This is a genomic window from Rhizobium sp. BK181, from assembly GCF_014193305.1.
Lineage (GTDB): Bacteria > Pseudomonadota > Alphaproteobacteria > Rhizobiales > Rhizobiaceae > Rhizobium.
This window is the reverse complement of the sequence record NZ_JACHZA010000001.1, coordinates 251,687-274,827: the sequence shown is the minus strand read 5'-3', so window position 1 is coordinate 274,827 and position 23,141 is coordinate 251,687. Positions and strand designations below refer to the sequence as shown.

Genomic DNA, 23,141 nt, shown 5'->3' with positions numbered 1-23,141 from the left:
TTGTGAAACTGCGCGGCACGACGCCGCCACAGCGGGATATGCTGAGTTGTGTGAATGCAGCTCTGATTGCTCGCCATAGGGTGACGAGAGGCCCACCCGCCATCGAAACGTCAATGGCTAGCGATGAAATGCTCGCGCTGGCGTTTGCCTGAGTGTTGGCAACCGTCCCGGGAGCGAATATCGCATATCTTCACTTTCGCCGCCAGATTGAAGTGCGGCGCCGACACTTGGCCGCAATGCGCAAGATGCGTGTTCAGGATCGTCCGGCGGCGGCTAAGGTCAAGCCAGTGGATCTCAGTCGGCGCTCGCCACCTTCTGCGCCGCCAGCGGCGGGGCCGTCTTCAGCGCTTGCCCAAGATCCTTGAGAAGGCGGGTTGACTCGACCGAGAGCATCCGCGGCCGAACGAGGGGAGCCGGGCTGCCTTCCTCCGGCTTGGCTGCGGCAACGGTCTTGGCGTTCTTGTCGGGCGGCAGCGGCTGCGTGCCGGGGATCTGCCGAAGCGTGATGCCCTGATGGGCATAATCCATGGCGCGCTTGAAGGTCATGGCGGGCAGCGAGCCGCCGGTCATCTTGTTGGTCGAGGTGTAGTCGTCGTTGCCGAACCAGACGGCGGCCGTGTAGTTGCCGGTATAGCCGATGAACCAGGCGTCACGATAAGCCTGCGTCGTGCCGGTCTTGCCGGCGGTGAGGATGCCGTTGTCGAGCGCGGCCTTTCGCGCCGTGCCGACATAGGGCACCCGCGACAGCATCTGGTTCATGTAGGTATCGGCCTTTTCGGAGAGCACCCGCTTGGCGGGCGGCTCGTCACGGTCGAAGTCGTAGAGAACGTCGCCGCCGTAGTCGAGGACCTGGGTGATGCCGTGGCGGCGAGACTGGTAGCCGCCTGCCGGGAAGACGGCATAGGCGGTCGCCTGGTCGAGCACGGTCACCTCGGAGGTGCCGATCGGGATGGTCACGTCGTCGCGCACCGGCGATTCCACGCCGAGGTTTTTCGCCATGGCGCGGATCGGCTGGATACCGAGCTTCTCCTTGGCAAGCCGCACCGGAATGGTGTTGATCGACTGGGCGATAGCGGTCGCGATGGTGACGCGGCCGGCATATTTGTTGGCGTAGTTGTGCGGGCTCCAGTTGCCCCAGTAGATCGGCGCGTCGACGACGATGGTATCCGGCGTCATGCCGCTCTCCATCGCCACCGAATAGGTATAGACCTTGAACGATGAGCCCGGCTGGCGCAGCGCCTTGGTGGCGCGGTTGAACTGGCTCTCGCCATAATCCCGGCCGCCGACCATGGCGCGCACAGCGCCACCGTTCTCGAGCACGACCATCGCGCCCTGCTTGGCGTGGTAGCTCTCGCCATACTCCCGCAGCGACGTCTCGACGGCATCTTCGGCCGCGCTCTGCAGGCCCATGTCGATCGTGGTCCGAACGACCAGCGAATGCTGGTGGAAGCGCGGCGATAGTCGCATCACCTCGTCGAAGGCCCAGTCGAGGAAGAAGTCAGGCGATTCCACCTGGTTGCGGTCGACGACCGTTGCTGGATTGCGTCGGGCGGCGATCACCTGGCCCTCGGTCATCAACCCGCTTTGCACGAGGTTGGTCAGCACCTCGTTGGCGCGACCGCGCGCCGCCGGCAGGTTGACGTGCGGCGCATATTTCGCCGGCGCCTTGAACAGGCCGGCGAGCATGGCGGATTCGGCCAGATTGACGTCGGTGATGCTCTTGCCGAAATAGAACTGCGCCGCTGCTGCAGCGCCGAACGTGCCGCCGCCCATGTAGGCGCGGTCGAGATAGGTGGAGAGGATCTCCTTCTTGGAGAGGTTGGCCTCGAGCCACAGCGCTAGGAAGGCTTCGGTGATCTTTCGGTCGATCGAGCGTTCGTTGGAAAGGAACAGGTTCTTGGCGAGCTGCTGCGTCAGCGTCGAACCGCCCTGCACGACCTCGCCGGCCTGGGCGTTGGTGACCACCGCACGGAAGAGGCCGATGACGTCGATGCCGAAATGGTCGAAGAAGCGCCGGTCCTCGGTTGCAAGCACCGATTTGATCAGCGCGTCAGGCAACTCGTCGATCGGCACGGAGTTCTGGTGGATGACGCCGCGATGGCCGATGACGTTGCCATAACGGTCGAGGAAGGTGACGGCGTAGTCGCCGCGATTGCGCCAATCTTCCTTGGTAGCCTCGAAGGCAGGCTGGGCAAGGGCGAGCATCAGCACGGCGCCGACGGACCCCCATGTCAGGCCTTCGCCGGCCAGCTCGAAGACGATGCGCTTCCAGCCGCGAACGCGGAAGCGGCGGAAGAAGATGGTGATGTCTTCCCAGATCTCGGCGGAGCGGAAGCCGGCGTTCCAGATGGTCGAATCGATCCACGAGTCGATCTTCAAAAGCAGGTGGCGTTGCTTGCGCGGCCGTTTTTCTGGATTGTCCGGATCCGTCACGTCTTATATTCCCGCCCGATCAGTTCGACGCCGGACGAACCTGACGCCGGACTATGGCAAATCTGCCGACAGTGCCCCGGAGTAACCGGAGCTTGGTGAATCATTGGTTGATTTGCCTGACAAGAACAAGAGAAATGGAAGCTCTCACGCGATTTTGCGCGGAGCTGTTGCAAGAACGGAATGATGGACGAAACACCCTTCTGGAAGACGAAGACGCTCGCCGAGATGACGATGGCCGAATGGGAGAGCGTATGCGACGGCTGTGGCCTCTGTTGTCTCAACAAGCTCGAGGAGTGGGATAGCGGCGATATCTACTTCACCTCGATCCGCTGCAAACTGCTCGACGATCAAAGCTGTCGCTGTTCGTCCTACGAGAACCGCTGGGACTTCGTGCCCGATTGCGTCCAGCTCACTAAGGAAAACGTCGACGAGATCGCCTGGCTGCCGCCTACCTGCGGTTACCGGCTGATCAACGAGGGCCGCGATCTCTACTGGTGGCATCCGCTGGTGTCAGGCGATCCCGAGACCGTGCATGCCGCCGGTATTTCGGCGCGAGGCCGGACGATCAGCGAAACCGAGGTCAAGGTCGACGACTTCGAGGATTACGTGGTGGATTGGCCGCTGACGGTGGGCGACGAAGTGCAAGCGCAGGCGCCGGAGACTGCCAAGTAGCACCGAGCTAGGTGAGCGAGCTAAGAAATCGCCTTAGCTCGCCGCGCACATAGTCGTCGATCGAGCCCTGTGGCTCGAAACCCCACCAGAGCAGGCAGCCCTGCCACTGGGAGAGCATCAGCCGTCCAACATGAGTTTTACCTTGGGCGCCGAGGCATCGGTCGAGCGCTGTGGCCAGTGTCTTTCCCCAGGCCGCGCCGCGGGCGCGCAACGCGGGATCGCGCAGATCCTCCCTAAGGACGAGCAGGCCTTCCGCGTAAGATGCGGCATCCTCGCCGTAATCCTTGGAAAGTCCGGCGAGCAGGTCGATGGCGCCCTCGGGCGTTTGGGGAACAGACTGGACCAGCCGGGCCGTTTCCATGTCCAGCCGGTCCCAGGCACGCAACAGGCAGGCCCGCAGCATTGCTGTCTTGGTGCCGAAGCGCTGCACCAACGTCGAGCCCGAGAGACCGCTGATCTTCGCGACCGCGCCGAAGCTTGCCGCATCGGGGCCTTCCGCATGGACGAGCCCGAGCACCATGTCGAGAAGCTGTTCGTCCGAAAGCGTGCGGGGGCGCGGCATGAAGTTTCCTCTTGCGTTCACGATGAATATGAACGAACGTTCGTTTATATTCAAGCTGAATGGTGAAAATCCAGTGGCGTGCTCTGGTGTGGAGGACAAGCAAATGGCAGCACTTTCAGGAAAGATTGCCCTCGTGGCCGGCGGCACGCGCGGTGCCGGTCGCGGCATTGCCGTGGAACTCGGCGCCGCCGGCGCCACCGTCTACGTCACCGGCCGCACGACGCGGGCACTGCAGTCGGAATATGGGCGCCCGGAGACGATTGAGGAGACGGCGGAGATGGTGACCACTGCCGGCGGCGAGGGGATCGCCGTTCGCGTCGATCATACCGTGCCGGCCGAGGTCGAGATGCTGGTCGAGCGCATCCGCCGCGAACAGGGCCGGCTCGACATCCTGGTCAACGATATCTGGGGCGGCGAGCACCTGACGGAATGGAACAAGCCGGTGTGGGAGCACTCGCTGGACAAGGGGCTGCACATGCTGCGGCTGGCGATCGACACCCATCTGATCACCGCGCATTTCGCGCTGGCGCTGATGATCGAGCGTCCAGGCGGGCTGCTGGTCGAACTGACCGACGGCACCGCCGAATACAACGCCACGCATTACCGCCTTTGCCCTTATTACGACCTCGTCAAGACAGGCGTGATCCGGATGGCCTGGGCGCACGCCAAGGATCTCGCGCCGTATGGCGCGACGGCGGTGGCGCTGACGCCCGGCTGGATGCGCTCGGAGATGATGCTCGATATCTACGGCGTCAGCGAGGAGAACTGGCGCGACGCAACCGCTGCGCAGCCGCACTTCGTGATCTCCGAGACGCCGCGCTTCACCGGCCGGGCGGTGGCGGCACTCGCCGCCGATCCCGAGCGCGCCCGCTGGAACGGCCAGTCGCTTTCAAGCGGTGGGCTCGCCAAGGTTTACGGCTTTGACGACGTCGACGGTTCGCGGCCGGATTGCTGGCGCTACATGGACGAGGTGATGGAGGCAGGTAAACCCGCGGACGCCACAGGCTACCGTTGAACCGGTTTAGCCGGACGGGATGACAACGAACTGTCTTTGCAGCGTTTTCGGCGCGGCGTTCTGCCATGACTTGCGGACCAGACCCTGCACCAGTTCGTCGCTCGCCTTGCCGTAGAAGAGCCGGGTCGAGCCGCGCTGCCCCCAGCCGCCCGGCACCGCGGCCGTATCATCGGGCGCCACCGCCAACGTCATGTGCTGCTGGTCGGGCGTCAGGCGGACGACGCAATAGTCCTGCTCCGGCATCGTCAGGAATATCTTGCTGCGCACGCGGAAATCGCGCGTGCCGTGATGCGCGCTCTCGACCGCCTCCGGCAGGCTGAGCGCAAAGGAAATGCGCTCTTCCTGGTTCATGACGATAAAATTAGCACATGCTTATGGATTCGAGCCAATCAGAAAAACTCAAGCAGATGGGCTTGCGTTGTTAAGCAGCCGGTCGTGCCTTCTAACCGAGCTACGCCTTCCCATGCTCTAAACACGAAAAAGCGCAGCTCATCACCCTATCTTATGGGCATTCCGGAAGACTAAGCAGATTGTTCGGCTCGTCGCCATCTGCATCGGTCTTCAGATACTTATTGCCGAATCGACTAGTTGCGACCTGTACCCAGACGCGGTCACCGGCTGGTCGTTCCACGTAGAATGCCCACTCACCGCGTTCTATCTTCGAGATCGCGTCGGCAGTGGTAAGCTTCCATTGCGAGGTCACGAACCCGCCCACGTGAGTAATTGCATGGTAGGGATCATAACGGCGATCCTTGTTTATGCATTTTATCTGCGCAGTATTTGTCATATTTAGTTCCTGTATGTTCTGCAGGAACGGCTTGACGTAAATCGCGTAACGCGTAACTTTTAGCCCGTGATCACAAACCAAGCGGTTCCATCGCTTGTTAAAGTTGAGGCGACCGTCTTGCACACGGTCGCCTCTTATGTTTCGCGAGTCGGGTGATTCCCACAAGCGTAACGGGCATATCTGACGATTGAACACGTTGTTCATTTACAGAAATCTCACCTTGCCTAACCGCACGAGAACACAGTCAGAGCCGGATTCAGAGAATATAGGAAAATAATCCTTGACAGCGTGACGGTCGTTTGATAGGGTTATGGCATAGTCGGAAAGTTGCGGTCGCGGCGAAGTGCTTGGCCAGGGCTTTCCGGATTTACAAGCCGGGGTTTGACCCGGCTTTTGTGTTTCTGGCCGCCAGGTGAAGCTGGCTGGCCGAGAGGTTCCCTATGATTGATATCGAGAGTTTCGAACCGGAGCTGTACGGCTACTGGCCGCAGAGGCGCGCCTATGGCGATCCGCTGCAGCTCGAAGCGGATGACGCCAAGGCGAGGGCGGCGGAGGCCTATTTCCTCGAGATCAAGTCCGGTCCGGCGGCGCCCGCCGAGGAGTTGCGGGTTCTGCTCAACGAGATGACGGCGGAGATGCGCGACCAGTTCAGCGCTTTCCGCGAATTGCGGCGGGCTGCGGAAGCGACGTGCTCAGGCGGCGACGAGGCGGCGGCAAAGCTCGCGCGGGCCGATCTGAAGGCGGCGACCGATGCGATGTCTCTGATCGTTCGCACGCTGGAGAAGGTCGATCAGCTGCAGCGGCAGATCGCGCGCGATCGTGAGCTGGCCGCGGAAGAGAACGACGCTGCGATGGGGCTTGAAGATGCGAAGAAGCGGTTTCTTGAGCGCATCGACGAGCTGGCGGAACAGCGGGCGCGGCAACTGCTTGCCGAGTGGCAGGTTACCGGTCCTCCCGGTCAAGGTGACGCCGCTGCCGGCGGCGCTCGCCAGGCCGATACCGGCTGAGGGGCGGGCGTCGCGGTCGCTCAGGCGCCGGACTGAGAAAACGATGGCGCGCCATGGCGAGGAGATGACTGTCATCGCAGCGGAACGGATATCGGTTCGGACGGTCGTGGCGGCTGGTTTGCAGCAGGGTGTAGCCCTTTTGACGGAGATGAACCCAGCGGCCGTGCCGCTCGCAACCTCCGGGCCGTCGTGTCGGGCCGAGGTTGACCGGCCTGACGATGCCGAGGAGCCGGCGGAGCGGATGCCCATGGATGCGCTGGTGCGCTTTGCCGACCAACGCGGGCTGTGGAACCCGCTTGGCGGTCTCTGGACGTTTTCCGGCCGTCTCGAACAGCAGCCGCCGGCGGGCGACTGGCGCACCTGGCTGATCCTCGGCGGGCGCGGCTCCGGCAAGACGCGAGCAGGGGCCGAATGGATTCATGCGCTGGCGAGCGCGGAACGGCGTTCCGATCTGCGCATCGCCTTGATTGCCGAAACGCTCGGCGACGCGCGCGAGGTGATGATCGACGGTGTCTCCGGCATCTGCCGCATTGCGCGGCGTGGATGCCCGGAGTTCGAGATTTCGCGGCGCAGGCTCGTCTGGCCGAACGGTGCGGTGGCGCAGATCTTCTCGTCCGAGGATCCGGAGAGTCTGCGCGGCCCGCAGTTCCATTTCGCGTGGTGCGACGAGCTGGCGAAATGGAAGCATGGGCAGGAAACCTGGGACATGCTGCAGTTCGGCCTGCGCCTCGGCAGTTTTCCGCGCCAGCTGGTGACGACGACGCCGCGGCCGGTGCCGCTGCTGAAGGAATTGATCGCTGATGCAGGCACGCGGCTGACACGGATCAGCACGCTTGCCAATGCAGCCAATCTGGCGCCGGGTTTTATCGATGCGCTGGCGCACCGCTACGGTGGCACGCGGCTCGGGCGTCAGGAACTCGATGGGGAACTGATCGAGGATCGCGAAGACGCGCTCTGGCGGCGCGAGGTGATCGAGGCTGCCACGATCCGCTTCACTGGCGAGTTGAGGCGTGTCGTGGTCGCGGTCGATCCGCCGGCGACGGCCGGTGCGCAGTCCTGCTGTGGCATTGTCGTGGCGGGGCTGGAGGCGTCGGGGCGTGCGGTGGTGCTTGCCGATTGTTCGCTTCAGGGTGCAAGCCCGGCCGGCTGGGCAGGTGCGGTCGTCCGCGCCTACAGGCGCTTTTCGGCGGACCGGGTGGTTGCCGAAATCAACCAGGGCGGCGACATGGTCGCATCGATGCTGAAGAGTATCGACGAAAGCCTGCCGGTCTCGACCGTGCGCGCGACGCGCGGTAAATACTTGAGAGCTGAACCGGTCGCGGCGCTCTACGAGCAGGGGCGGGTTGCCCATGCAGGGAGGTTTGTCGCGCTGGAAGACCAGATGTGCGACTTCGGCCCGGACGGGCTTTCGTCAGGCCGTTCGCCAGACCGGCTGGACGCGCTGGTCTGGGCGTTGACGGCGCTGATGCTGGAGGGACATGGGGAACCCCGGGTGCGGGGCATCTGAAGGACTAGCGTTGAGGTTGCTGTTGTGCCGGGCGCGGCGCTTGCTGCTCCGGGCGGACCTGACGCCATTCGTTTTCGAGCTGGTCGACGACATGCTGGGGAATGGTCGGCTGATTGCTGTTGGCCGGCTGCTGCATGCTCTCCTCCAAGGGCTTGATTTAACGGTGAGTTAATCACTGGCACGGCTTAAACTGCGTGTAAATCAGGCGCTTAAACACTTTAAACGATTGAATTAATTTTAATCGATTGAGGCGTACAACGCCGTACCACTTTTTGAGGCGGTTACTATGGTTATCCACATCGACAGGCCCTTCTTCTTCGACACGGTGCGCGACGCGCTGTTCAAGGGAACGCTTAATCAGCCTCAGGTGGAGGGGATGACGGCGATTCTCGATTTCTGGGAATCGCGGATGCCGGATGCCGATCCGCGTTGGCTCGCCTACATCCTGGCGACGGCCTACCACGAGACGGCCTTTACGATGCAGCCGGTGCGCGAGACGCTGGCTACCACCGACGCCCGGGCGATCGAGATCCTAGAGAACGCCTATGCATCAGGCAAGCTTTCCTGGGTGAAGACGCCCTACTGGCGTCCTGACGAGGACGGCAAGAGCTGGCTCGGCCGCGGCCTGGTGCAGCTCACTCACAAGCGGAATTACGAGGCGATGAGCAAACTGACAGGCATCGACCTCGTTGCCGAGCCGGACCGGGCGATGGAGATGGATGCCGCCGTTTCGATCCTGATCGAAGGCATGGTGCAGGGCTCCTTTGCCAATCACAAGCTTGCCGACCACCTGAACGAGACGACGGATGATTGGGTTAATGCCCGCCGCATCGTCAATGGCACCGATAGGGCGGAAAAGCTCGCCGGCTATGGCAAGACCTTCCTTGCGGCCATCCGCCGCGAACAGCCTGCGGGAAGGCTTGCGCGGTTGAAGGGCTGGCTCGTGCATGCTATCGCGCGGGTCTTCGGCTAGACCTTCACAGGAGTTCCGCGTGATCCGCCACATCGTCTTCTTCACAACGCCCGCGGAGCAACTGGAAAAGGTGCGCGCCGGCCTGTCGATCCTGACGGCGATCCCGCACGCCCGCCTGCTGGAGATCGGAACCAACATCAAGACCGACCAGCTCGGCACGGATGTCGACCTCGTGGTCTACGGCGAATTCGACGACGAGGCAGCCCTTGCCGCCTACAAGGCGCATCCGGACTATCAGCGCTCGATCGACCTCGTGCGCCCGATCCGCGAAATGCGGATGGCGGCGGATTACGAGAGCGATGGGGCGGTGAAGCGGCCACTGCGTTGATGCTGTAGCCTGCCCCTCCAAGGCGCGCGTCGGGGATGCAGCTTAGACAGCATGCCTAGCCGAGAGCGCTCTGCGCAGCGCAGATCCTGTCGACCAGGGCATCGAGTTCACCCTTCGGCGGGCGATTCTTGGCGAGGCGCTGCTTCAGGTGCATGATGGGCTCGGCAAGGATCTCATCGAGGCTTTCGGCACAGGTGAAGTCACCCGCCACTTGCTTGACCTTCGAGTTGTCGAAGATCGCAGTCCAGGCCTTGTCGCCGATCATGGGACCTTCCCAGGCCGGATTATACTTGATCAGGGTGTCGGTCGGTACATGAACGATCTTGGCTTCCACGCCAAGCAATCTGCCGATCGCCCTTTGGATATCGTTCCAGATATGAGCGCGGTCGGATGTAATGTGGAAAACATCGCGAAGCGCCGCCTGCTTGCCGAAAAGCCCGACGAAAGGCACCGCGAAATCGACCGAGCGGGTCAGTGTCCAGGGCGTGTGGCCGTCGCCCGCCACGATGGTGGGCTCGCCGTCCAGCATGCGCCTTGCCATGATGTCGCTGTCGCCCAACATCATCGGCACCCCGGTGCGTACCGTGTGGCTGGGGCGGACGATCGTCCAGGCCAGGTTCTGGGACTTCCTGAGCAGGTCCTCGCAGGCAATCTTGGCCTGGCTGTAGGGCCAGTATGGATTGATTGCCGGTGTCTCCTCGGTAATCACATAGTGACGCGGCGGCTTCTCATAGACCGAGGCCGAGGAGATGAAAATGTACTGGCCGCAATGACCCGCAAACACCTCGATGTCGCGCGCAATCTGGTCGGGCGTGAAGGCGATGAACTGGCACACGACATCAAAGTTGGCCTTGGCGAGATCCGCGTAATCAGGCGATCCGAGTTCACCGACGATCGAGGTCACCCCTGCAGGCAAGGGGTCTTGTCTCAGACCGCGGTTGAAAACGCTGACATCATGACCTTCGGCAACGGCGCGCTCGACGCACGGGTAAGAGATTTGGCCGGTGCCGCCAATGAAAAGGACTTTCAAAGCCATCTGGAAACCTCGGTATCTGACAGGCGGGATCTAGGGTCACCTTCATAGCGTGAAAGGACTCGGGCGTCTCGCGTAAATCTGGCCAGGCTATGGCGCCCGGACGACAAGCAGGGGGGCCTGTCTCTCTCGTCCCACTCTGACAAGCCATCGATAATCTGATGGGGAAAGCGGTATTGAATTTCTTCACGAATGTATGAGACGCATGCTATCTCAGCTGGGCTAGGAGCGATGCTGCATGGTGGTTGTGAGGGCTTTCGGGACATCGTCTTTGGACGCGAAAAAGCGGGAAATCGAGCGTCTCGCGGCGCTTGAGCAGCTTGACCTCCTCGATACCCCGAAGGACGAAGGCTTCGAGCGCATCGTGCGCCTGATAAAGGAGATCTTCGCGGTCGACATCGGCCTGGTGTCTCTCATCGACGCGCATCGGCAATGGTACAAGGCGTGTTCCGGGCTGGCGGCGGACGAGGTTCCGCTTGAAGATACCTTCTGCCGCTACGTGGTCGACCGCGAGGAGCCGATTGTCGTGCAGGATGCAACGCGCGATCCGCGGTTCGCGCACAATCCAGCCGTGACGGGAGAAAGTCACGTGCGGTTTTACGCCGGCGTGCCTCTGAAAACCAAGGGTGGCCACGTTATCGGAACGGTATGTGCGATCGATCGACGCCCCAGATCGTTCGGGTCCAAGGATCTTTCTGTTCTCCAGGAATTGGCGGGCGTGGCGATGGACCGGATCGAGCTGCTGCAGTCGGCAGCAACCGATAGCTTGACAGGCACGCTCACCCGCCGCGCCTTCCGGCAAGAGGCCGATCAACTTCTGTCGCTTGCCCTGAGGCATCAGCATGACCTGTCCTGCATCGTTCTGGACATCGACCATTTCAAGAGCGTCAACGACACCCATGGCCACGCGGTGGGCGATCAGGTGCTCCATGCGGTCACAGAAACCTGCAAGGCGAACCTGCGTGTGGGAGACCTGTTCGGCCGCCTCGGGGGAGAGGAATTTGCCATCCTCCTTCCGCACATCAATCGCGAAGCGGCAGCCGCCGTCGCCGAAAAGGTAAGGCTTGCGATCGCGTCCCGGCCGATCCGGGGAACCTTCGGCGAATTGAACGTGACAGCAAGTTTCGGCATTTCGGCGCTTTCGATCATCACCAGGGATATTGAGACGCTGTTGGTTCAGGCCGATGCCGCGATGTACCACGCCAAGCACAACGGTCGAAACCGATGCGTGTCATGGAACTCCATCGGCGCTGATGGGCCGACCGGTTCGCGCCGTCGCGTCCTGAAAGCCGGATCCATCATGTTCAACGACCGCCGCTCGACGATCGATTGCACCATAAGGTCGCTCGGTACCGACAGCGCGGGGCTCTCCGTCTCCAGTTCCGCTGGCATACCTCCGGAATTCGTCTTGATGATCAAGGGCGAGGGTTTCGAGACCAAATGCCGGATCGTGGCGCAGGACCGGCAAACCATAGAAGTCGCCTTCAAGGCCTGATCGGGCTCCACCTGCGATTGGCTGTCATCGCGTCGCAGGCTTGAGAGTCCGCCTAACTCCAGGATACCAACCATGAGATTGAGATCATTGCTGCCGTGGGGCTCCGCGGCGGGTCGCAAAGCCGTGCCTGAGACGAAGACCGCGGGTGGCTTCATGTCGTTGACCGCGGAAGGGCGGGCGAGCTGGACTGGCCGCTCATACGCTGCGCTGTCGCGCGAGGGGTTCATGAAGAACCCGGTCGCGCATCGCAGCGTCCGGCTGGTTGCGGAAGCCGCGGCCTCGGTGCCGTGGCTGCTCTACGAGGGCGATCGCGAACGGCCGGCTCATCCGGTGCTGTCGCTGCTCGCGCAGCCGAACGGCCGCATGGGCGGGCCTGATTTCCTCGAGGCGCTCTATGGCCATCTGCTCCTGTCGGGCAACGCCTATGTCGAGCCGCTGCTGGTCGGTGGAAACCTGCGCGAACTGCATCTGCTGCGGCCTGATCGCATCGGTATCGTCGAGGGCAAGGACGGGTGGCCCGAGGCCTATGATTATCGTGCCGGCGGTTCCGTGCGCCGCTTTCCGGCCGAGACCGAGGGACTTGGTCTGCTGCACCTGAAGCTCTTCCATCCGCTCGACGATCATCTTGGTTTCCCGCCGCTCGCGGCCGCCCAGGTGGCGCTCGATCTCTCCAACGCGGCGGCGACCTGGAACAAGGCACTGCTCGACAACTCCGCACGGCCTTCGGGCGCGCTGGTCTACCAGCCGAAGGAGGGCGGCAATCTCTCGCCCGACCAGTACGAGCGGCTGAAGCAGGAACTCGATGAGGGCTATTCCGGCCCGATGCGCGCCGGACGTCCGCTGCTCCTCGAAGGCGGGCTCGACTGGAAGTCGATGGGGCTATCGCCGAAGGACATGGATTTCGTCGAGGCGCGCAATGGCGCCGCCCGCGATATCGCACTCGCCTTCGGCGTGCCGCCGATGTTGCTCGGCATTCCCGGCGACAACACCTATGCCAACTATCAGGAGGCGAACCGCGCCTTCTACAGGCTGACCGTTCTGCCGATGCTGACCCGCACCGCCGCGTCGCTCTCGGCCTGGCTCTCCGGCCATTACGGGGACCGCCTGCGGCTCGAGCCCGATCTCGACAAGGTCGCAGGGCTTGCGGCCGAGCGCGATCAGCTGTGGACGCGCGTTGGAAGTGCGTCCTTCCTGACCGACGAGGAGAAGCGGCAGGCGGTGGGGTACTGAACGCCTGCACCGGCGCATGAATCAAACTCTGAACGCCCGGACTCGATGTTCGAGCAAATGCACCCAAGCGATTCAAAAGATTCGCCGAAGTGCCGGGACGACACCCTGAAACCGGCGGCGCTAAGGTGCGATCGCCGGCCGGTTTTTGCCCGTCGTCAACCAAGGATCCCTGCGATGACAGATCTTTCCAACGATGCCGGGCTCTGGGCGACCAGGGCGCTCGGTGCATCGGCGGGGGCGGCCGTGTCGCTCGTCTACCTCCTGCCGAAAAGCCGGCGGGAGGCCGCGAGCCGCTTCTTCACCGGCCTTGCCTGCGGCACGATCTTCGGCGGGCCGACCGGCATCTGGATTGCCGAAAGGCTGGCGCTGGCGGATCGCCTCTCGGCATCCGAGGTCGTGTTGTCGGGGTCGGCGGCGGCAAGCCTCTGTGCCTGGTGGGGCCTCGGCATCCTGTCGCGGATCGCCGGACGATACGGCGCGCGCGGGCGTTAGCCGCAAGACCATTCCAATAACGAGGAGAGCATCATGACCGCAAGCCGCGCGCTGGCGCGATCACCCATGGGCGCGGATACGCGCAAGTTCGCCAATCTGGAGCTCAGGGGGCTGAAGCGCGACGGCAGCTTCTCCGGCTATGCCAGCGTCTTCGGTGAGGTCGATCTCGGCAAGGATGCGATCGAGCGCGGCGCCTTCCGCAAGTCGCTGGCCGAGCGCGGCGCGGGCGGGGTGCGCATGCTCTTCCAGCATGACCCGGCCGAACCGATCGGCGCCTGGAAGACGATCCGCGAGGACAGCCGTGGCCTCTATGTCGAGGGCATGCTTGCCGAGGGTGTCTCCCGGGCACGCGAGGTGCACCAGCTCCTAAAGAACGGCGCGCTCGACGGGCTTTCGATCGGCTTCCGCACCGTGCGCGCCAAGACCGATGTGAAGTCGGGTGTGCGCCGCATCCTCGAGGCCGACCTCTGGGAGATTTCGATCGTCACCTTCCCGATGCTGCCTTCGGCGCGCGTGCAGAACATCAAGAATGCGCGGTGGTTCCGCGACAAGGAGACCGAGCTTGTCCGCGCCATGCGCCGGGCCGCCCGGATGATGCTGACAGAAACCTTCAGATAGGAAAACGGGACATGACCGACATGCATGAGACAGGTTCGAGGATCGCGCCGGAGATCAAGGCGGCGCCTGAGATGACTGCTGCCTTCGACGAGTTCATGGAGGCGTTCGAAGCCTTCAAGGATACCAATGACCGCCGCCTCGGCGAGATCGAGGAAAAGCTGACGGCCGATGTCGTCACCCGCGACAAGATGGACCGTATCACGAGGGCGATGGATGAGCAGAAGAAGGTGCTCGACCAGCTGGCGCTGAAGAAGGCGCGGCCGCCGCTCGGGCGTGGCAGCGGAAACGGCGTCGAGGCGAACGAGCACAAGGCGGCGTTCGAGCACTATATCCGCCGCGGCGACGAGGCCGGCTTGCGCGAACTCGAGGCGAAGGCGATGTCGGCAGGGTCAGGGAGCGATGGCGGCTATCTCGTACCGCCCGAAACGGATACCGAGATCGGCCGTCGCCTTTCCGTGGTCTCGCCGATCCGCTCGCTTGCGACCGTCCGCCAGGTCTCCGGCTCCGTGCTGAAGAAGCCGTTTGCGACGTCCGGCATGGCGGCCGGCTGGGTGGCCGAGGCGGCGGCTCGCCCGCAGACGTCGAGCGCGCAATTGGCCGAACTCTCCTTCCCGACCATGGAGCTCTACGCCATGCCGGCGGCAACGCAGGCGCTGCTTGATGACGCTGCTGTCGATATCGAGGCTTGGATATCGAGCGAGGTCGATACCGTCTTTGCCGAGCAGGAGGGCACGGCCTTCGTCAATGGCGACGGCACCAACAAGCCCAAGGGCTTCCTCGCCTATAGCGCAGTCGCCGACAGCGCCTGGAGCTGGGGCAATCTTGGCTATATCGCGACGGGTGCCGCTGGCGCCTTCAAGACGACGGGTGCTTCCGACACCCTGATCGATACGATCTACTCGCTGAAGGCGGGGCATCGGCAGAACGCCAATTTCGTGATGAACCGCAAGACGCAGGCCGAGGTCCGCAAGCTGAAGGATGGCGACGGCCGTTATCTCTGGCAGCCACCGGCAACGGCCGGCGAGGCGGCGTCGCTGGTCGGCTTCCCGGTTGTCGAGGCGGAAGACATGCCCGATATCGCGGCCAATGCGCTGTCGATCGCCTTCGGCGACTTCCGCGCCGGCTATCTCGTTGTCGACCGCACCGGCGTGCGCGTGCTGCGCGATCCCTATTCCGCCAAGCCCTACGTGCTCTTCTACACGACGAAACGTGTCGGAGGCGGGGTGCAGAACTTCGAGGCGATCAAGCTCATCAAGTTCGCCGTGAGCTGATCCCAGGCAGGGCGGGTGCGGTTGCCCGCATCCGCCTGCCGAACATGCCTGCGCCACACCAATTCAGGATCGTCCATGACCTATGCACCGATTACCCCACCTGTCGCGGAAGCGCTGACGCTTGCCGAGGTGAAGGCCCATTTGCGGCTCGACGACGGCAACGAAGACACGCTGCTGGCCTCGCTGATCCGCGTTGCCCGCGAGCACCTGGAGCGCACGACAGGCCTCTGCCTGATCACGCAGGGCTGGCGCCTCCATCTTGAATCGATACCTGAAGAGCGTGTGATTCAGATTGCCAAGGGTCCGGTCCAAGCGATTGAAAGCCTGAGCATTTACGATGAGGCGGGCGAGGAAGTGGTCTTGCCCGTGACCAGCCATGTGCTCGACGGTAATGCCCGGCCGGCACGTTTGGTGCTCGATCGAAATTTGCAGCCCGCCATCGCCGCGAACGGCATCGAGATCGATTTTTCCGCCGGCTTCGGTGAGAGCGGCGCAGAGGTGCCTGATACGTTGAAGCGGGCGATGCTGATGCATGTCGCCCAGATGTTCGCCTTCAGGGGTGCCGTGGCAGTAGAGGATCAGCCGGCGGACATTCCTGTCGGTTATGACCGGCTGGTCGCACCGTTCCTGATCCGGAGGCTCTGATGCGATCCGTCTTCTTCGATCCCGGGCAGATGACGGCGCGGCTTGAACTGGAGGCACCGGAAGAAGCGCCGGACGGACAGGGCGGTGCCAACGTTGCCTTTAGCGCTGTTGCCTCGGTGTGGGCGCGGATCGAGCCGCTGGCCGAAGTACGGGAAGAGCGGGCCGGTGCAGAGGTCTTCACGCTGACGCACCGCATCTGGCTACGGTTTCGCACTGATATCAGGGCCGGGATGCGGCTGCGCAAGGGCGACAGGCTGTTTTCCATCGGCACTTGGCGCGACCCCGATGAAACCGGCCGCTATCTCTGCTGCCTCTGCGAGGAGGAAGGGCGATGAGTGCTGCCCTGGCGATCACACTCCGCGATCTCACGGAGATCCTGGCGCGGGTGGCGCGAGAGGGTGCCGCAAGGCCGCAGGAAAAGGGAGGCGGGGGCAATGAGCGCAACCAATGAACTGCTGACGGCGATCCATGCGCGCCTGACCGGCGACACCGAGCTTCTCGGCCTGATCGGCGAGGACGGCGTCCGCGACCGGTTGGTCACCGGGCGAAAGCTCCCATGCGTGCTGATCGGCGAGCTTATGAGCAATGACTATTCGACCTCGACGGAGAGAGGCGAGGAGCACCTGTTTTCGCTCGAAGTCTGGATCGACGCTGGCGGGCGAAGGCAGGCGCAACTGGTGGCCTCGCGACTCCATGCCTTGCTGCAGGATGTGGCGCTCGATCTTGGCCAACACCATCTCGTCAGCCTTTTGCATGTCAGGACACAGAGCCGGCGTGAAGCGAAGACGAAGCTGTATGTTGTCGAACTGCGTTTTCGGGCTGTGACGGAGCCGATTGCCGCTGTCACGGCGTAGCGGGCTACTCCTCGTAGCGGCTCGCGGCGTCGCGATCGCGTTCGTAATGTCTCGCCAGCGGAAACGGCGGCAGCCAGGATTCGCGGCGGATGGTCCAGAGTTCGTAAGTTGGCTGCAACTGGTCGGGAGCATCGAGCGACCCGAGGTTCACCTCGACTTCATCTCCGGAGCGCCCGAAAACCGGGGAGCCGCATCGGGGGCAGAAGAAGCGACCGTCGTACTCACCCGTCTCGCCTTCGACCGTCACCGCATCCTGGGGAAAGATCGCCGATGCATGGAAAAGTGCGCCGTGATGCTTGCGGCAGTCGAGGCAGTGGCAAATGCCGACCCGATAGGGGCGTCCGGTTGCCACAAGGCGGACATTGCCGCAGCGGCAGCCACCGGTGAAACGGTCCATGTTGCTCCTCCTCCACGATCAGGCGGCGGACCGCCTTGTAATGAAGATGGGGTAGCGGCTGCAAATGTCTCGCCCCTCACTGCAAGCGGGGCCTTCGCCATCACCTCAGCCCTGCTGGCAAAGCCTGGTCGCTGCCTTCACCTGCGTAGCCAGCATCAGCACGAAGCCGAGCGAGATAACGGCGAGCGCGGCACAGGTCGCGATCGCGGTTCCGGCTCCAGCGCGATCGAGGATCGCCGTGAAAACGACGGGCGCGATGGCATTGGCGAGGTTCTGCGGCAGCGACAGGCGGGCGGATTGCAGCCCGAATTCGCGTGGCGAGAACAGCGCGAGCGGCAGCAGGGCGCGGGCGACGGTCATGACACCGGAACCGAAGCCATAGAGCAGGATGAAGGTAATCAGCAGCGGCGTCGAGGGCGGTATCAGCAGCATCATCAGGAAGCTTGAGACCATCAGGCTCACGCCCATTGCGGCGCTGAGGATCGGATTGCCGCGGCGGCCGAGGAGCATGTCCAGGAAGCGGGCCGAGATGCCGATCACGCCGCGCGCCGAACCGAGCTGCAGCGCCAGCGCCGGCGAGGCGCCGGACTGGCGCAGTATTTCGAGCAGCGATGGCGATACGCCGAAAGTCACGAAAGTCGAGATCGTCGTTGCGGCGGCAATCAGCAGGAACGCCTTGCGTTGTCCCGCAGGCGAGAGCGGCACCGGCGTTTCGTGCGCCGTGCTGCCGTCTGTGGCGAAGGCGATCGGCTTCGGCAGGGCGAAAACATGCAGCGGCAGGCAGACAAAGAACTGCAGCGCCGCGCAGATGAGAAACGTCATGCGCCAACCGACGGTCGCGTTGAGCTGACTGAGGATCGGCCAGAAGATCGCGCTCGAAAGGCCGGTAAACAGCATCAGGATGGCAATCACCCGTTTGCTGTCGGGGCCGGCGCGCTCGACGACGGCGGTATAGGCCGGAGCGGAAAGGCCGAAGGCGCCACCGGCGCCGATGGCGATCCAGGCAAGCCCATAGAGGACGATGCCGTGCGCGGCTGACAACAGCAACAGGCCGATCGTGAAGGTAATCGAGGCGGCGGCGAGCACGCGCGCGGCTCCATGTCGGGCGAGCAGGCGGCCGGTCGTTGGACCGACAAGGGCGCTGACGACCATCATGATGCTGAGCCCACCGAAGACCACCTCGTTCGGCAAGCCGAGATCCGGCGCGATGACGCGGCCCATGACGCCGAGCATGTCGAAGGTGGTGCCCCAGCCAATCAATTGCGTGACGGCAAGCACGGCAATCGTCTGCACCGAGCGCAGGGGGATGGATCGAGACATGAGGCGGGCTTTGACGCGAATGGGGTAGGGGCGGCGGGCAAGGTCGTAGCAGTTTCGCCGACCGGTTGAAAGTGACAAGTGGATGACACCTGCGGGCGCCGGCTGCGCCTGTTTTCTCTGTCGGAGCTGCCGCTCAGGAGAGAACCGATCGCAGCGTCGAGCACAATCGGCCATTGTGGTTGCATGGCGGCACCATTGGCGTAAGTTGTGTTGGATTGCGATTCAACAAAGCGAGTGGACGGTGAAAATCTTCTTCGATGTCGACGGTGTGCTGATCGATGGATGGCACGCCAATCCGGAACTGCGCAAGCCTTGGGATATGACAATCGAAGACGATCTGGGTGTGGATCGCGATGCGTTCCAACAGCTCTTTTTCGGACCGCCTGGCGATCGCTCCCAAAGCCGGATGTTTGCATGCGTGACTGGGCAAAGCGATTTGAAGACAGCGCTTGCCGAAGTGCTTCCGCAGGTTGGCTATGCCGGCAGCGTGAGCTCTTTCATGCAGTATTGGTTTGAAAAAGATTCAAATCTCAATGCATCGGTTATTGAGCTGGTGTCCGAGCTGCGCCGGGCAGCCGATATGAAGCTGTATCTGGCAACCGGCCAGGAACATTTCCGCGCACGATATTTGTGGAACGACCTTGGCTTTTCCAGGCTCTTCGACGGCATTTTCTACAGCGCCGAGATCGGTCATCCGAAAAAAGATATCCGTTTCTTCGAGGCTATCAACGCCGCACTGGGGATTTCCGGCGATGAGCGCCCGCTGTTTTTCGACGATCAGCCCGAGATTATAGCGCTGGCGGCGCAGGCGGGATGGGACGGCACGGCCTACTGCAGTGAGCTGGACATCCGGCGCCATCCGCGCCTGCGCGAATGGTGGCTGTAAGGGACAACACACCGGAGCGAGGCTCCCATTTGGAACTGCACGACGGCGCCTTCGGGCGCCTTTTTCATGTCGAAAGGATCGGACGATGGTGGCGCAGAAGGGCAAGGACCTGCTCCTGAAGATATTCAACGGCACGGCTTACGAAACGGTAGCAGGGCTGCGGTCGAAACGGCTCGCTTTCAATGCTGAAACCGTCGACGTCACCGACGCCGAGAGCGCCGGGCGATGGCGCGAACTGCTGGGCGGCGCGGGCATACAGCGTGCGTCGGTCTCGGGCGCCGGCATCTTCAAGGATGCCGTCTCCGATGGCCTGGTGCGGAACGCCTTCTTCAATGCTTCTATCCTCAGCTGGCAGATCATCGTCCCTGATTTCGGCATGGTGACGGGACCGTTCCAGGCGAGCGCGCTCGAATATTCCGGCCAGTATAACGGCGAAGTGATGTTCGAACTGGCGCTGGAGTCGGCAGGCGCCATCAGCTTCGAGGCGCTCTGATGCGGGCGGCGGGTGCAAGGGCGAACCGGCGCCGCGGCGAGATCGAGGCTGTCATCGATGGTGAACAGCGGATCCTTTGCCTGACGCTCGGCGCGTTGGCGGAACTGGAGACAGCGTTTTCCACGGACAATCTCGTGGGTCTGGCCGAGCGCTTCTCGCGCGGACAGCTGAAGGCAGCCGACATGATCCGCATCATCGGCGCCGGCCTTCGCGGCGGCGGCAATCTCTATTCCGATCAGGAAGTGGCGGAGGCCAGCATCGATGGCGGCATTGCCGGTTGCGCTGCTGTCGTCGGCAACCTGCTTGCCGCGACATTCAGCGGGGAGAGCGCGGAGATTGCCGCGCGCCCCCTTTAGCCGCAGCAGATATCGAGGCCGATCGCGCGACGCCTTTCCCCTGGGCGCGCGTCCTCCACGTCGGCCTCTGTCTGCTGCGGCTGCCTCCCGCAATCTTCTGGACAATGACACCCGTCGAATTTCACGCCGTTGCCGGTGGATTGACGCCGCGCAGCGCCGTCGCCCGCGCCGATCTCGGCGCGCTGATGGCGCAATTTCCGGACGGCCTGACACCCTCGAAACGAAGGAACGATCATGGACACTGACGACGCCGACCTCTCCGCCATGGCCGTGCAGGCCGAAACCCTGCAAAGTACGCTCGATGGCCTAGAGACCCGCTCGCGCTCGTTCGGCTCGGCGCTGTCGAGCGCGCTGCGCAGTGCTGCCGATGGCGGCAAGGGCCTCGATGATGTGCTGCGCAGCCTCGGCAATCGGCTCGCCGATATCGCGCTGTCGGCCGGATTGAAGCCGCTGGAGACGATGATCTCGGGCGCTGCGTCGAACCTTCTCGGCGGTTTCGGCAAGCTCCTGCCTTTCGCCGATGGCGGCGTAGTTTCGCAGCCGACCTACTTCCCGATGGGCGGCAACATGGGCCTGATGGGCGAGGCTGGCAGCGAGGCGATCCTGCCGCTGAAACGGGGCGCCGATGGTGCGCTCGGCGTTGCTGCGTCAGCCGGATCGGCCGGCCCGCAGATCGTCTTCAACGTCACGACTTCGGATGCGCAGAGCTTTCAGAAGAGCGAAGCGCAGATCTCTGCGATGCTGGCGCGCACGGCGATGCGCGGCCAGCGCAACCTCTGAGGCAATCATGGCAAACGGCTTCCACGAGGTGCGCTTTCCGCTGCGCCTGTCGCTCTCGACGAGCGGCGGCCCTGTCAGGCGCACCGACATCGTCAACCTTTCCAACGGCCGCGAAAGTCGCAACAGCCGCTGGCGCGATGCGCGGCGCAGCTACGATGCGGGCTCTGGGTTGCGCTCTTTCACCGATCTCTATGAGGTCCTGGAGTTTTTCGAGGCGCGCAGCGGTGAACTCTATGGGTTTCGCTTTCGCGATCCGGTCGATTGGACGTCTGGGCGACCGGATGTGCCGGTGACGGCATTCGATCAGCTTATCGGCACCGGAGACGGCACGACGGCGAGCTTTCAGCTTGCCAAGACCTACGGAGACGCGGCCGCGAGCACCGTTCGAACCATCCGCAAGCCGGTGGCGTGCTCCGTGGTGATTGCCTTTGATGGCGTTGAGCAAGGCCCTTCCGCCTTTGCCTGCGATGCCGCGACTGGCCTCGTCAGCTTTGCTGCCGGTCATATTCCTGCTGCGGGTGCTGCCATTACCGCGGGCTTCGAATTCGATGTGCCGGTTCGCTTCGCGACGGGTCGGATCGACGTCAATCTGTCGGCCTTCAACGCCGGACGGATCCCGACAATTCCGCTGACGGAGATTGTACCGTGAGAACCATCGACCCATCTCTGGCGATGCATCTCGATTGCGACGCCACGACACTTTGCCATGCCTGGCGAGTGATGAGGCGGGATGGCATCGTCCTCGGTTTTACCGAGCATGACCACGACCTCGCCTTCGCCGATACCAGCTTCACGGCCGCGAGCGGCTTTTCGGCAAGTGCGACCGAGGAGGAGGCCGGTCTCCCGGCGGCGACCAGCGACGTTGCGGGTGGTTTCTCCAGCGATGCAATCACCGAGGATGACCTTCAACGCGGCGCCTATGACGGCGCCCGCGTGGAGGTTTTCCTCGTCAACTGGTCGGTGCCGGCGCAGCACTTGCTGATCAAGGTACAGGAAATCGGCGAGGTCGTTCGCGATGCCGGTCAGTTTCGTGCCGAGCTTCGAAGCTTTGCCCATCGCCTGAACCAGCCGCAGGGGCGCGTCTACGGCAGGCGTTGTGATGCGGCGCTTGGGGACGGCAGGTGCGGTGTCGATCTGGGGCAGCCGCAGTTTCGCGCTGAAGGCATCGTGGCGCTGGTGCGCAATGAAAGCCATATCCAGGTTTCCGGTATCGGCAGCTTGGGCGACGGCTTCTTCCGTTTCGGGGAACTGGCTTTTCTTGATGGCGTAGCCGAGGGGCAAGGCGGGATCGCCGAGTCGTATTCTGAGACGGAAGGCGAGGTGACATTGTGGCTGCCGCTGACCGTCCTGCCTGAGATCGGCGACCGGGTCCGGTTGACGGCCGGATGCGACAAGGCTTTTGCCACCTGCCGAACAAAGTTTTCCAACCAACTGAATTTTCAAGGGTTTCCGCACATACCAGGTGCAGACTTCGCGTACACCTACGCCGATGGCGAGACCGTTCACGACGGGGGCGCGCTGTTCAAATGAGACCCTTTGCAGAGAAGGTGCTGAACGCTGCCGAGAGCTGGATCGGAACGCCCTATCGCCACCAGGCGTCGACCAAAAGCGTCGGGTGCGATTGTCTCGGCTTGATCCGTGGCGTGTGGCGGGACGTCTATGGCGACGAACCGGAACTCCCGCCGCCCTATGCGCCTGACTGGGCCGAGCGCAGCGGCACGGACCGCCTGATGGCTGCGGCGCTGAAACACTTCGGAACGCCGCTGCCGCTGACGCAAGCGCAGCCGGGCGATGTGCTGCTGTTCCGCTGGCGGCCGGATATGGCGGCGAAGCATGCCGGCATTCTCGCCGGCGAACGGCAATTCATCCATGCCTATGAGCAGGCTTCGGTCGTCTGTTCGCCGCTGGTGCCGAGTTGGCGCAGGCGGATTGTGGCTGTGTTTCGCTTTCCCGAACGTTGCTCCGTTTCCGGCTGAAGCCGGCAATT

The 23,141-nt window shown here is 63.1% G+C and carries 30 protein-coding genes; 22 read left to right on the top strand and 8 right to left on the bottom strand.

What is annotated here, in order from left to right; genetic code table 11:
* Window positions 1-294: 294 nt before the first annotated feature.
* Entirely contained in the window at window positions 295-2,433 is a 2,139-nt protein-coding gene (locus tag FHT77_RS01380) for a transglycosylase domain-containing protein (protein WP_183751849.1), read from the bottom strand.
* A 183-nt stretch (window positions 2,434-2,616) separates the two neighbouring features.
* On the opposite strand from FHT77_RS01380, the gene FHT77_RS01375 reads away from it, so the two are divergent.
* The gene (locus FHT77_RS01375; protein WP_183751847.1) at window positions 2,617-3,105 is read left to right on the top strand and encodes a YcgN family cysteine cluster protein; all 489 of its coding nucleotides are present in this window, start codon (window positions 2,617-2,619) and stop codon (window positions 3,103-3,105) included.
* Window positions 3,106-3,112: 7 nt separating this feature from the next.
* On the opposite strand, the gene FHT77_RS01370 is transcribed toward FHT77_RS01375, so the two are convergent.
* Complete coding sequence (locus FHT77_RS01370; RefSeq protein ID WP_183751845.1) at window positions 3,113-3,667, bottom strand: TetR/AcrR family transcriptional regulator; 555 nt, start codon at window positions 3,665-3,667, stop codon at window positions 3,113-3,115.
* Window positions 3,668-3,770: 103 nt separating this feature from the next.
* On the opposite strand from FHT77_RS01370, the gene FHT77_RS01365 reads away from it, so the two are divergent.
* Complete coding sequence (locus FHT77_RS01365) at window positions 3,771-4,682, top strand: SDR family oxidoreductase (protein ID WP_183751843.1); 912 nt, start codon at window positions 3,771-3,773, stop codon at window positions 4,680-4,682.
* A 6-nt stretch (window positions 4,683-4,688) separates the two neighbouring features.
* On the opposite strand, the gene FHT77_RS01360 is transcribed toward FHT77_RS01365, so the two are convergent.
* Together FHT77_RS01360 and FHT77_RS01355 are read right to left on the bottom strand one after the other, a co-directional pair.
* Window positions 4,689-5,033 carry an MmcQ/YjbR family DNA-binding protein gene (locus FHT77_RS01360; RefSeq protein WP_183751841.1) on the bottom strand — a complete coding sequence of 115 codons (345 nt, stop codon included), beginning with the start codon at window positions 5,031-5,033 and terminating at the stop codon, window positions 4,689-4,691.
* Between the two features lie 151 nt (window positions 5,034-5,184).
* The gene (locus FHT77_RS01355; RefSeq protein WP_183751839.1) at window positions 5,185-5,469 is read right to left on the bottom strand and encodes a DUF3892 domain-containing protein; all 285 of its coding nucleotides are present in this window, start codon (window positions 5,467-5,469) and stop codon (window positions 5,185-5,187) included.
* Window positions 5,470-5,909: 440 nt separating this feature from the next.
* Here FHT77_RS01355 and FHT77_RS01350 point away from each other — a divergent pair, with 440 nt between their 5' ends.
* Together FHT77_RS01350 and FHT77_RS01345 are read left to right on the top strand one after the other, a co-directional pair.
* Window positions 5,910-6,476, top strand: coding sequence for a hypothetical protein (locus FHT77_RS01350; RefSeq protein ID WP_183751837.1), 567 nt, complete (start codon window positions 5,910-5,912; stop codon window positions 6,474-6,476).
* A 247-nt stretch (window positions 6,477-6,723) separates the two neighbouring features.
* On the top strand, window positions 6,724-7,983 hold the full coding sequence (locus FHT77_RS01345; RefSeq protein ID WP_409527434.1) for a DNA-packaging protein: 1,260 nt from the start codon (window positions 6,724-6,726) through the stop codon (window positions 7,981-7,983).
* Between the two features lie 4 nt (window positions 7,984-7,987).
* On the opposite strand, the gene FHT77_RS31895 is transcribed toward FHT77_RS01345, so the two are convergent.
* The gene (locus FHT77_RS31895) at window positions 7,988-8,119 is read right to left on the bottom strand and encodes a hypothetical protein (RefSeq protein WP_259126774.1); all 132 of its coding nucleotides are present in this window, start codon (window positions 8,117-8,119) and stop codon (window positions 7,988-7,990) included.
* A gap of 150 nt (window positions 8,120-8,269) precedes the next feature.
* Between FHT77_RS31895 and FHT77_RS01340 the strand changes: the two genes are divergently transcribed.
* Entirely contained in the window at window positions 8,270-8,956 is a 687-nt protein-coding gene (locus tag FHT77_RS01340; protein ID WP_183751833.1) for a glycoside hydrolase family 19 protein, read from the top strand.
* Between the two features lie 19 nt (window positions 8,957-8,975).
* The gene (locus FHT77_RS01335; RefSeq protein ID WP_183751831.1) at window positions 8,976-9,284 is read left to right on the top strand and encodes a Dabb family protein; all 309 of its coding nucleotides are present in this window, start codon (window positions 8,976-8,978) and stop codon (window positions 9,282-9,284) included.
* Between the two features lie 55 nt (window positions 9,285-9,339).
* Here FHT77_RS01335 and FHT77_RS01330 read toward each other — a convergent pair whose 3' ends face one another.
* Window positions 9,340-10,320, bottom strand: a complete 981-nt coding sequence (locus FHT77_RS01330; protein ID WP_183751829.1) for an SDR family oxidoreductase — start codon at window positions 10,318-10,320, stop codon at window positions 9,340-9,342.
* A 235-nt stretch (window positions 10,321-10,555) separates the two neighbouring features.
* On the opposite strand from FHT77_RS01330, the gene FHT77_RS01325 reads away from it, so the two are divergent.
* The 8 genes from FHT77_RS01325 (at window position 10,556) to FHT77_RS01290 (ending at window position 16,922) form a co-directional block, all read left to right on the top strand.
* Window positions 10,556-11,812 (top strand): sensor domain-containing diguanylate cyclase, encoded by a 1,257-nt coding sequence (locus tag FHT77_RS01325; protein WP_183751827.1) that lies wholly within the window; start codon window positions 10,556-10,558, stop codon window positions 11,810-11,812.
* Window positions 11,813-11,884: 72 nt separating this feature from the next.
* Entirely contained in the window at window positions 11,885-13,042 is a 1,158-nt protein-coding gene (locus FHT77_RS01320) for a phage portal protein (protein ID WP_183751825.1), read from the top strand.
* Window positions 13,043-13,216: 174 nt separating this feature from the next.
* On the top strand, window positions 13,217-13,534 hold the full coding sequence (locus tag FHT77_RS01315; protein ID WP_037134447.1) for a DUF6107 family protein: 318 nt from the start codon (window positions 13,217-13,219) through the stop codon (window positions 13,532-13,534).
* 33 nt (window positions 13,535-13,567) lie between these two features.
* Window positions 13,568-14,152: an HK97 family phage prohead protease gene (locus FHT77_RS01310; protein WP_183751823.1), complete on the top strand. Its 585-nt coding sequence runs from the start codon at window positions 13,568-13,570 to the stop codon at window positions 14,150-14,152.
* Window positions 14,153-14,163: 11 nt separating this feature from the next.
* Complete coding sequence (locus tag FHT77_RS01305) at window positions 14,164-15,423, top strand: phage major capsid protein (protein ID WP_183751821.1); 1,260 nt, start codon at window positions 14,164-14,166, stop codon at window positions 15,421-15,423.
* 75 nt (window positions 15,424-15,498) lie between these two features.
* Entirely contained in the window at window positions 15,499-16,068 is a 570-nt protein-coding gene (locus tag FHT77_RS01300; RefSeq protein WP_183751819.1) for a head-tail connector protein, read from the top strand.
* Window positions 16,068-16,403 (top strand): phage head closure protein, encoded by a 336-nt coding sequence (locus FHT77_RS01295; RefSeq protein ID WP_183751818.1) that lies wholly within the window; start codon window positions 16,068-16,070, stop codon window positions 16,401-16,403. Before FHT77_RS01300 ends, FHT77_RS01295 begins: the two co-directional genes overlap by 1 nt.
* A gap of 99 nt (window positions 16,404-16,502) precedes the next feature.
* Window positions 16,503-16,922 (top strand): DUF3168 domain-containing protein, encoded by a 420-nt coding sequence (locus FHT77_RS01290; protein WP_183751816.1) that lies wholly within the window; start codon window positions 16,503-16,505, stop codon window positions 16,920-16,922.
* Window positions 16,923-16,926: 4 nt separating this feature from the next.
* On the opposite strand, the gene FHT77_RS01285 is transcribed toward FHT77_RS01290, so the two are convergent.
* Window positions 16,927-17,319 (bottom strand): GFA family protein, encoded by a 393-nt coding sequence (locus FHT77_RS01285; protein WP_183751815.1) that lies wholly within the window; start codon window positions 17,317-17,319, stop codon window positions 16,927-16,929.
* A gap of 105 nt (window positions 17,320-17,424) precedes the next feature.
* On the bottom strand, window positions 17,425-18,639 hold the full coding sequence (locus tag FHT77_RS01280; RefSeq protein ID WP_183753825.1) for an MFS transporter: 1,215 nt from the start codon (window positions 18,637-18,639) through the stop codon (window positions 17,425-17,427).
* 241 nt (window positions 18,640-18,880) lie between these two features.
* Here FHT77_RS01280 and FHT77_RS01275 point away from each other — a divergent pair, with 241 nt between their 5' ends.
* From FHT77_RS01275 to FHT77_RS01240, 8 genes are all read left to right on the top strand, one after another.
* A complete protein-coding gene (locus tag FHT77_RS01275) occupies window positions 18,881-19,525 on the top strand; it encodes an HAD family hydrolase (protein ID WP_183751812.1) in 645 nt (214 codons plus the stop codon).
* A gap of 85 nt (window positions 19,526-19,610) precedes the next feature.
* Window positions 19,611-20,018 (top strand): phage major tail protein, TP901-1 family, encoded by a 408-nt coding sequence (locus FHT77_RS01270; protein WP_183751810.1) that lies wholly within the window; start codon window positions 19,611-19,613, stop codon window positions 20,016-20,018.
* Entirely contained in the window at window positions 20,018-20,374 is a 357-nt protein-coding gene (locus FHT77_RS01265) for a gene transfer agent family protein (protein WP_183751808.1), read from the top strand. The genes FHT77_RS01270 and FHT77_RS01265 overlap by 1 nt, the downstream gene beginning before the upstream one ends.
* Window positions 20,296-20,619, top strand: coding sequence for a rcc01693 family protein (locus FHT77_RS01260; protein WP_210280751.1), 324 nt, complete (start codon window positions 20,296-20,298; stop codon window positions 20,617-20,619). Before FHT77_RS01265 ends, FHT77_RS01260 begins: the two co-directional genes overlap by 79 nt.
* A complete protein-coding gene (locus tag FHT77_RS01255; protein ID WP_183751806.1) occupies window positions 20,609-21,154 on the top strand; it encodes a phage tail tape measure protein in 546 nt (181 codons plus the stop codon). Before FHT77_RS01260 ends, FHT77_RS01255 begins: the two co-directional genes overlap by 11 nt.
* Window positions 21,155-21,161: 7 nt before the next feature.
* Window positions 21,162-21,803 (top strand): DUF2460 domain-containing protein, encoded by a 642-nt coding sequence (locus FHT77_RS01250; protein WP_183751804.1) that lies wholly within the window; start codon window positions 21,162-21,164, stop codon window positions 21,801-21,803.
* Window positions 21,800-22,684: a DUF2163 domain-containing protein gene (locus tag FHT77_RS01245; protein ID WP_183751802.1), complete on the top strand. Its 885-nt coding sequence runs from the start codon at window positions 21,800-21,802 to the stop codon at window positions 22,682-22,684. The genes FHT77_RS01250 and FHT77_RS01245 overlap by 4 nt, the downstream gene beginning before the upstream one ends.
* Complete coding sequence (locus FHT77_RS01240) at window positions 22,681-23,130, top strand: NlpC/P60 family protein (protein WP_183751800.1); 450 nt, start codon at window positions 22,681-22,683, stop codon at window positions 23,128-23,130. Before FHT77_RS01245 ends, FHT77_RS01240 begins: the two co-directional genes overlap by 4 nt.
* Window positions 23,131-23,141 lie beyond the last annotated feature (11 nt).